Raw genomic sequence first — 8,281 nt, 5'->3', positions numbered from 1 at the left:
GTTGGGGAAAGCCTTGGTCTTGACCTTGCCCTTGTCCAGGTCGCGGACCCACAGGCAGTCGAGTTTCTGCTTGCTGACGTCAATGCCGATATGTGCCATCTCGTTGTCTTGCCTTGTTTCGTACAGCCTCTCTCGTCGATGCGAGGGGCGTTGGATACCGTTCAAACTATTGAGATCAAGGTGCCTGGAGGGGCCTATCTACGGATCAGGGTCTGTGCCCATCAGGAGCTCGACGGGTTACCCTCCAGACCAGTGAGGCGGTGGTAGCTAATCACCCCCTCTCGAGAGACACAAGGAGCTCGCTTTAGCGAGCTCCTACGAAAACCAGCGGTTTTGTCTATTGAAATATATTCTTCTCGTGTGGTCGCTCTGGCGAGGCGGTTAATATTGGTAAGTGATGCGTCTTGCGCCCATAATGAGCGGCGTTTCGATGTCGAGGCGCGCATGTCGAGGAGAGTCCGATGAAACTGCTCAACCGCTCAGCCCTGAGCATCAAGCCGACCCAGGCGTTCGTCGACTGGATCAACTCACTGGAACCCACGGTCGGTGACGATGATCTGACCCTCGACGATATCGATCGCGAAAGCACCGTCTACCTGATTCCCGAGATGGACAGCCCCGAAGCGCTTTCTGCCTTCGTTCGCGAACGCCATACCGAGATCTTCGAGAGCGAGCTGCGGGCCTGGGAAGAAGACGAGCGCCAGTGGCCCGAGACCCACGACTGGTCGCTGTTCCAGCGTTTCCTCAGGGTCGAGTACAGTTTCCTGGCCATCGACCTGGATGATGAAACGCCGCTGGAGATCGCCGAAGTGGACGATGAGCTGTTGCTGGACAACGACCCGGACTAGTTCTCCCCCTGACTCTGCCCGGTGCCCTCAGGTCGCCGGGCTTCTCATGCCATGAGCCGACTCTTCGAAACCCGTCCCGGGGATGATGGCCTGCCTGGCCCGCAGCGCCGCATCGCCGTCATCGTGCTGATCTTCGGCACCCTGATGGCGGTCATCGATGCCACCATGATCAATATCGCCCTGCCATCGATCGCCCGCGATCTCAAGGTCGGCGCGTCCCGGGTGGTATGGATCACCAATCTTTATCAGCTGGTGGGTGCGATGAGCCTGATCGCCTTCGCCGCCCTGAGCGAACTCGTCACCCGCCGTCTGCTCTACATCGCCGGGCTGGCGATGTTCGCCCTGGCCTCCCTGGGGTGTGCCCTGGCCCGGGACCTGGAATGGCTGCTGATGTGGCGTGCCCTGCAGGGGCTAGGCGCCGCGGCGATGCTGAGCATCGGGCCGTCGCTCTACCGTTCGATCTTTCCCTCGCGCCTGCTGGGCAGTGCGCTGGGGATCAGTGCCATGGTCGTGGCCTTCGGCTATGCCTCGGGCCCCTCCCTGGGCGGAGTGGTACTGGCGATCGCCGACTGGCCCTGGCTGTTCGCCCTCAATGTTCCGGTGGGCGTCGTGGTAGGTCTGCTGGCCTGGCGGGCACTTCCTCGGGAGGAGCGCCGCAGCGGCGGTTTCGATCTGCTCGGCGCCTTGTTGTCCGCCGTTGCCCTGGGGGCGCTGGTGGTGGCCATGGATGGCGTGGGACATGGCGCCGGTACCCTGCAGCTATTCGGGCTCTTGCTGCTTGGCGGCGGCAGCGGCTGGGCCTTCGTGCTGCGCCAGCGCCGGGTCACCCACCCCCTGTTGCCGCTGTCGATCTTCGCCGAGGTGCGCTTTTCGATGGCCGCCGTGGTGTCGGGGCTGGCGTTCGTCGCCCAGGGACTGGCCTTCGTCTGTCTCTCCTTCCTCTATCAGAACGTCATGGGCTACACCCCCCTGGAAACGGCCTGGCTGTTCACCCCCTGGCCGCTGGTGATCATGATGGTCGCGCCACTGGCCGGGCGTATCGCCGATCGTGTCGAGCCGGCCATGCTGGCCTCGCTCGGGCTGGGCATTCTGCTGCTGGGGCTCGTGTCGTTGGCGTTGCTCGAGGCCAACGCGGCGGTGATCGATATCCTCTGGCGCACCGCCTTGTGCGGTCTCGGTTTCGGGCTGTTCCAGTCGCCCAACAATCGCGAGTTCATGGCCAGTGTTCCCAGGACGTTCAGCGCCAGCGCCTCGGGCGTGCTCTCCACGGTACGCACCTTCGGTCAGTCCCTGGGAGTGGCGCTGGTCGGGCTGGTGCTCGCCTGGCCTCAGGGCAATGTACAGGCAGCCCTGTGGCTCGGCAGCGCCGCCGGCCTGTCGGCGCTGCTGGTCAGCCTCGGGCGGCTTCGTCTGCGACCGACATCCCAGACATAGGGAAGCCGGGGGTTTCCATCGCCGCAGGGCGTGCTGAAAGGTTACAATCGTCATTTGCCCTGGATGTCGCCGAATGCAGCGCCGCACTTTCGCGGTCAGGCATTCGTCGACCGCAGGAGTCGATCGCACAGGAGAGTGTTTGCCATGAGTATCCAGGCACGTATCGAAGAGAAGTTGCAGGCCCTCGAACCCGACCATCTCGAGGTCGAGAACGAGAGCCACATGCACAATGTGCCGCCCAACTCCGAGACGCACTTCAAGGTGACCCTGGCCTCGTCGCGCTTCGAGGGGCTGATGCCCGTCAAGCGCCATCAGCAGGTCTACGCGCTTCTCGCCGAGGAACTGACGGGGCCGGTGCATGCCCTGGCCTTGCACCTCTATACCCCGCAGGAGTGGACCGCCCGGGAGGGGGGCAGCCCCGATTCGCCTAATTGCCGCGGCGGTGGACGCCAGTGATCGGCGAACCGCAGCGTTCGCAATATCTCGATGCCATGGGCTTGACCGCCTGGGTCAGCCGCTATCGCCTGCCCAATGCGGCACCGACCCGGGAGTGTGAATGGCTCGAGCCGGAGGAGGCGCCGAACCGGCCGCCAGGGGAGCGCCTTCAGGAGTTGCTCGGAGAGCCTCGGGAGCCCCCAGCGTCGCCGGCCACGTCGTCGCCGGCGACACCCTCGCGTCATGCCCGGCGAGCCCGGGCGCTGCTGGGAGACGAGCCCGAGGTCGCGGCTCCCGAGGCGCGGGCACCCGCTGAGGGTGAACCGTCCGGTGTGCCGGTGCCTGCCGAGACGAAGACGACTCCCCGGGACTCCTTGCGCTTCTCGTTGCAGATTGCCGCCCTGGACGGTCGCTGGCTGGTGATGTTGCCGGCGGGACAGGCGCCGACGCCAGAGGCCCGGCGGTTGTTGGCGAACCTGCTGCAGGCAGCCCGCATCGAGCCCGGCGGCGCCCCCGATTTTCAGGCCTTCGACTGGCCGATGATGGAAGGATTGCCTGTCGAGGCCCCGCTGGAGGAGGCGCGGGACGGGCTTCGCGCCTTCGTCGACGGGCGGCGCCGGCGCGGCTGGCGCCCCGAGCGCTTGATGCTCTTCGGCCAGCACGACACCCTGGCCCCCGTGCTCGACCTGCAGGACGGCCACTGCCGCCTGCTGGATATCCCGGGTTGGCAAGGGCCATCGCTCGGGACGCTGGCCCGCTCCGCCGAGGCCAAGCGTGAACTGTGGCCGTGGTTGCTCGAATGGCGACATGCCTGGCACCAGGCTGCAGGGGGCGAGGGGGATGACGCCGAGGCTTGAGCCCTTGACCTCGGAGTGGCTGGCCCGGGTCGTGGCGCTCGAACAGGCCGGCCAGGCGATGCCCTGGTCGGGCGACCAGCTGCAGAACGTGTTCGAGGACGAGCGAGCCCATCCGTGGGGTGCCTGGCAGAGAGACTGCCTGGTCGGTTACGCCGTGCTCTACCGGTTGCCCTTCGAGGCCGAGTTGCAAACCCTTGTCGTGGCTGCCGAGGCACGACGCTGCGGGGTGGCCAGGGCACTGGTCGAGCGGTTGGTCGAGGAAGCGACGCGCTGGGAAAGCGAGCGCCTGCTGCTCGAGGTCGGGGCATCGAACCGGGCAGCCCTGGGGCTCTACGAAAAGCTGGGATTCAGGCGGGATGGAAGGCGGCGCGATTACTACCGCGACCCCAGCGGGCAGTACCAGGATGCGGTGTTGATGTCCCTGTTGCTACCCGCCGGCCGAGTGGCGTGACCACCCGCCGGCGCCCGTGAAGCAACAGGAAGCTCGGCTCAGGAGAAGCTGGTTTCGCTGCTTTCCGCGCTCTCCAGCTCACGGAATTTTTCCAGCAGGCCATTCAGTCGCCGCTCCCACTCCTGGTGCTCCTGCTTGAGGCGGGCATTTTCTTCCCGCAGCTCTTCGCTTTCCATCCTCAGCATCTCGAGCGATTCGACCGCGTCGGTGACCTTCTGCTCCAGCTGGTTGAAGAGTTCGATGCTCATCCTGTTCTCCTGAAATCTTGCTGTTCGCTGACTGTTCTTGGCGTGTCTAGGGGGTATCGTGCCAGCCGTCAGCCTACGCCGCAGCAGTACTATCGGCAAGCGTCTCCTGGCGTCGACGCGGCCCGCCGATACAGGCGGCCGTGACTGTCCCCCGCCGCGACTTCGCGGTGCAGCCTCCAGTTCACCGGAACCTCCAGTGCCAGGCTCGCTTCGGTCTCCACATAGACCCAGGCCTCGGTCTCGAGCCAGCCTCGCTGCTCGAGCAGGGCACAGGCCTTCGTCGTCAGGTCTCGGCGAAAGGGTGGGTCGAGGAAAACGACATCCCAAGGGGTCGGGGGACCGTTCAGGAACGCGAGGGCGTCGAGGGGCAGGACGCGGCCCTCTGCCTGCAGGGTCTCGAGGTTGCGCTCGATGCTGCGTGCCACCGCGCCGTCGGCTTCGACGAAGCAGGCTTCCCGGGCACCTCGGGAGAGTGCTTCCAGTCCCAGGGCGCCGGTACCGGCGAACAGGTCGAGTGCGCGGCGATCGGCCAGCTCGCCTGCCAGCCAGTTGAACAGCGTCTCGCGCACGCGATCGGGGGTCGGGCGCAGCCCCGGGCTGTCGGGTACCGGCAGCAGCCGGCGCCGGAAGCGCCCGCCGATGATGCGCAGCTTGCCGCCTCCCTTGCCGCGGGGCCTGGCGGGAGAACGAGGAACGGAACGGGAAGAAGGATGGCGTCGACTCATGTCCGGCGGATTGTACGGCGGGCTTGTCCACAGTGATAGTGCACAGTGATAGGATATCGCCATCGCTCATCTTTCAACTGACAGAATTTGCCCATGTTCGGTTTTTTCAAGCGCAAGAAGAAGCAGGAATCCGACCAGCAGGACGCGCTGGAATCCCAGACGGTCGAGGCCGAGGGGCAGGAATCCGAGGAAGAGGCCGCTGCCCGGGAGGCAGTGCACGAACACGATCCCGAGACCCAGCAGACCACCACCTACCGCCCCGATGAGGTGGAGCGCGAGGCTGCCCGGGAAGCGCTCGACGACGATGGGCTGATCCCGGGTGATGCGCAGAGCGCCCTGGGTGAGGTGCCCTTGGAAACGCCTCGCGAGACGTTGGCCCATGAGGCGCCGCGCCCCGATGAGATGGAGCCGGCGCCGAGCGCGCCTGCCGCCGAGCCGGGGCAGGAGACAAAGGTCGAGGTGCTGGCCCAGGCAGCCGATGAGGCTCAGGAAGAGGTGCGCGAGCAGGCTGGAAGCGAGACACCTGACGACATGCCTCCTCCCGCCGAGCCGGAGGCCGGCGCGCCCAAGGCGCCGGCCCAGGACAAGCCCCGAGCCGAGAAGAAGGGCTGGTTCGCCCGCATCAGGGCGGGACTGGGCAAGACCCGGGCCAACCTGACAGATGGTCTCGCCGACCTGTTCCTGGGCAAGAAGCAGATCGACGACGAGCTGATGGAGGATCTCGAGACCCAGTTGCTGATGGCCGATGTGGGCGTCGAGGCGACCACCGAGATCATCGACAATCTCTCCGCCCGGGTATCCCGCAAGGAGCTCAAGGACCCTGAGGCGCTGTATCGCGCCTTGCAGGATGAACTGACCGAATTGCTGGCACCGGTGGCCAAGCCCTTGGCGCTGCCGCCGAAGGGGAAGGGGCCCTTCGTGATCCTGGTGGTCGGCGTCAACGGGGTGGGCAAGACCACCACCATCGGCAAGCTGACCAAGCGCTTCCAGGCCGACGGACGCAGCGTGATGCTGGCAGCCGGCGACACCTTCCGGGCCGCGGCGGTGGAGCAGCTGAAGGTGTGGGGCGAACGCAACCAGGTACCGGTGGTGGCTCAGCATACCGGTGCCGATAGTGCCTCGGTGATCTACGACGCCCTGGCTGCGGCCAAGGCGCGCGGGGTCGATGTGCTGATCGCCGACACGGCGGGTCGCCTGCACAACAAGCGTCACCTGATGGAAGAGCTCAAGAAGGTGCGTCGGGTGATGGCGAAGCTGGACGAGACCGCGCCCCAGGAGGTGATGCTGGTGCTCGATGCCGGTACCGGGCAGAATGCGCTGTCCCAGGCCAGCACCTTTGATGAGGCGATCCCGGTGACGGGAATCACCCTGACCAAGCTCGATGGCACGGCCAAGGGCGGCATCATCTTCGCCCTGGCCAAGCAGCGCCAGACGCCGATCCGCTTCATCGGCGTGGGCGAGACCCTGGACGATCTGCGCCCCTTCGCGGCGGACGAATTCGTGGGTGCGCTCTTCTCCCGTGACGGCGAGAGCGCTGGATGATCCGTTTCGAGCATGTCGGCAAGCGCTACGGAGGTCGTTTCGAGGCACTTGCCAACATCGACTTCAGTATCCGGCGCGGCGAGATGGTCTTTCTCACTGGCCATTCCGGGGCCGGCAAGAGCTCGCTGCTGCGTCTGCTCATGCGACTCGAGCGCCCCTCGCGAGGCCGGATACTGGTTGCCGGGCACGATATCGACCGCCTGCACAGCAGCCAGATTCCCTTCTATCGCCGTCAGATCGGTGTGGTCTTCCAGAATCACCAGTTGCTGTTCGATCGCGACGTGTTCGCCAACGTGGCCTTGCCGCTGCAGATCCAGGGGGTCGAACCCCACGAGGCCGCCCGGCGGGTGCGGGCGGCTCTGGACAAGGTCGGCCTGCTGCATCGCGAGAAGGCCTTGCCCATCGAGCTCTCTGGCGGCGAGCAGCAGCGCATCGGCATCGCCCGCGCCGTGGTCAACAAGCCGGCACTACTGCTTGCCGACGAACCTACCGGCAACCTGGACCCGCAGCTTTCCGCCGATATCATGCGTCTGTTCGAGGATTTCAACCGCATCGGCACCACGATCATGATCGCCAGCCATGACCTGGCCCTGATCGCGCGGCTGCATCATCGGGTGCTGAGGCTGCGTGAAGGGCGCCTGATCGGTGACGAGAACAGCGTCGAGGAGATGTCATGAGCGCTGCTGATCCGCATCGGTCGCAGCCCCGCCAGACAGGGTCGCAGCATGGGGCGCGGAGCCGTCGCACGCGGTTCGGCAGCCGCGTCAGGGCTTGGGGACGTCATCATGGCGCCATGGCGCGAGACAGCGCGCATCGGCTGATCCGTCGCCCGCTAGGCAGCCTGGTGACCATGCTGGCGATCGGCATCGCCCTGGTGCTGCCCAGCGCGCTGTGGCTGATCCTGGACAGTGCCCGGCTATTGGAGACGGAGCTCGACGAGAGCGCGAGCCTGACGGTCTATCTCGAGGCCACCGTGGGGGAGCGTGAGGCCATGACGGTGGCAAATACGCTGCGCGAGCATCCCGAGGTGGCCGGTGTGCGGTTGGTGACGGCGGCGGAGGGCATGGCCGAATTCCAGCAGGCCCTGGGCCTCGACGATGCCCTGGCACGGCTGGAGGAGAATCCGTTGCCGGCCAGTGTGGTCGTCTCGCCCCTTGAGACGTCCCCCGAGGCCGTGCGGGATCTCGCCGCGCAACTCGAGGGGGTTGCCGGTATCGACGAGGTTCGTCTCGATCTGGCCTGGCTGGAGCGCTTGAGTCGCCTGGCCGAGCTGGGGCAGCGTCTGACCCTGGCCCTGGGGGTGCTGTTCGGCTTCGGTGTGCTGCTGATCGTCGGCAACACCATTCGCCTGTCCGTCGAGAGTCGCCGCCAGGAGATCGAGGTGATTACCCTGATCGGTGCGACCCATGCCTTCGTGCGGCGACCCTTCCTCTACAGCGGCGCCTGGTATGGTCTGGGCGGTGGACTGCTGGCCTGGTTGTTACTAGGGTTAGGGGGGCAGTGGCTGTCCGTGCCGGTTCAGGCGCTGGCACAGAGCTACGGCGCTCATTTCGCCGTGCCGAGGCTTGGCCTGCAGGGCTCAACAGTGTTGCTGTTTTCGAGTACACTATTGGGCTGGTTGGGTGGCTGGATAGCCGTCAATCGTCATCTGAAGGAAATACGACCTCGCTAGAATGCGCTGGAACTTTCCCTGTACAGCAAGGTCGAAGCCATCGGACAGGGTTGTTAGGGGTCTAACGAT

General features: G+C 65.7%; 10 protein-coding genes. 8 read left to right on the top strand and 2 right to left on the bottom strand.

Annotation, left to right across the window (positions count from 1 at the left end):
* Window positions 1–461: 461 nt before the first annotated feature.
* The 5 genes from BUA41_RS04565 (at window position 462) to rimI (ending at window position 4,025) form a co-directional block, all read left to right on the top strand.
* Window positions 462–848: a hypothetical protein gene (locus tag BUA41_RS04565; RefSeq protein WP_072820135.1), complete on the top strand. Its 387-nt coding sequence runs from the start codon at window positions 462–464 to the stop codon at window positions 846–848.
* Window positions 849–899: 51 nt separating this feature from the next.
* Entirely contained in the window at window positions 900–2,282 is a 1,383-nt protein-coding gene (locus BUA41_RS04560) for an MFS transporter (protein ID WP_072820133.1), read from the top strand.
* 144 nt (window positions 2,283–2,426) lie between these two features.
* Complete coding sequence (locus tag BUA41_RS04555) at window positions 2,427–2,738, top strand: BolA family protein (RefSeq protein ID WP_072820130.1); 312 nt, start codon at window positions 2,427–2,429, stop codon at window positions 2,736–2,738.
* The gene (locus BUA41_RS04550; RefSeq protein WP_084671138.1) at window positions 2,735–3,574 is read left to right on the top strand and encodes a hypothetical protein; all 840 of its coding nucleotides are present in this window, start codon (window positions 2,735–2,737) and stop codon (window positions 3,572–3,574) included. The genes BUA41_RS04555 and BUA41_RS04550 overlap by 4 nt, the downstream gene beginning before the upstream one ends.
* Window positions 3,558–4,025, top strand: coding sequence for a ribosomal protein S18-alanine N-acetyltransferase (gene rimI, locus BUA41_RS04545; RefSeq protein WP_072820128.1), 468 nt, complete (start codon window positions 3,558–3,560; stop codon window positions 4,023–4,025). The genes BUA41_RS04550 and rimI overlap by 17 nt, the downstream gene beginning before the upstream one ends.
* A gap of 38 nt (window positions 4,026–4,063) precedes the next feature.
* On the opposite strand, the gene BUA41_RS04540 is transcribed toward rimI, so the two are convergent.
* Together BUA41_RS04540 and rsmD are read right to left on the bottom strand one after the other, a co-directional pair.
* Window positions 4,064–4,273, bottom strand: a complete 210-nt coding sequence (locus tag BUA41_RS04540; RefSeq protein ID WP_072820126.1) for a cell division protein ZapB — start codon at window positions 4,271–4,273, stop codon at window positions 4,064–4,066.
* Window positions 4,274–4,362: 89 nt separating this feature from the next.
* Window positions 4,363–5,061 (bottom strand): 16S rRNA (guanine(966)-N(2))-methyltransferase RsmD, encoded by a 699-nt coding sequence (gene rsmD, locus BUA41_RS04535; RefSeq protein WP_371829236.1) that lies wholly within the window; start codon window positions 5,059–5,061, stop codon window positions 4,363–4,365.
* 30 nt (window positions 5,062–5,091) lie between these two features.
* Between rsmD and ftsY the strand changes: the two genes are divergently transcribed.
* The 3 genes from ftsY to ftsX are packed head-to-tail and all read left to right on the top strand — an operon-like array spanning window position 5,092 to window position 8,212.
* Window positions 5,092–6,540, top strand: coding sequence for a signal recognition particle-docking protein FtsY (gene ftsY, locus BUA41_RS04530; RefSeq protein WP_072820122.1), 1,449 nt, complete (start codon window positions 5,092–5,094; stop codon window positions 6,538–6,540).
* A complete protein-coding gene (gene ftsE, locus BUA41_RS04525; RefSeq protein ID WP_072820120.1) occupies window positions 6,537–7,217 on the top strand; it encodes a cell division ATP-binding protein FtsE in 681 nt (226 codons plus the stop codon). Before ftsY ends, ftsE begins: the two co-directional genes overlap by 4 nt.
* Complete coding sequence (ftsX, locus tag BUA41_RS04520; RefSeq protein ID WP_072820118.1) at window positions 7,214–8,212, top strand: permease-like cell division protein FtsX; 999 nt, start codon at window positions 7,214–7,216, stop codon at window positions 8,210–8,212. The genes ftsE and ftsX overlap by 4 nt, the downstream gene beginning before the upstream one ends.
* The last annotated feature ends 69 nt before the right edge of the window (window positions 8,213–8,281 follow it).

It is taken from the genome of Modicisalibacter ilicicola DSM 19980, assembly GCF_900128925.1.
In the GTDB taxonomy this organism is placed as follows: domain Bacteria; phylum Pseudomonadota; class Gammaproteobacteria; order Pseudomonadales; family Halomonadaceae; genus Modicisalibacter; species Modicisalibacter ilicicola.
This window is presented reverse-complemented; position numbering and strand designations above follow the sequence as displayed.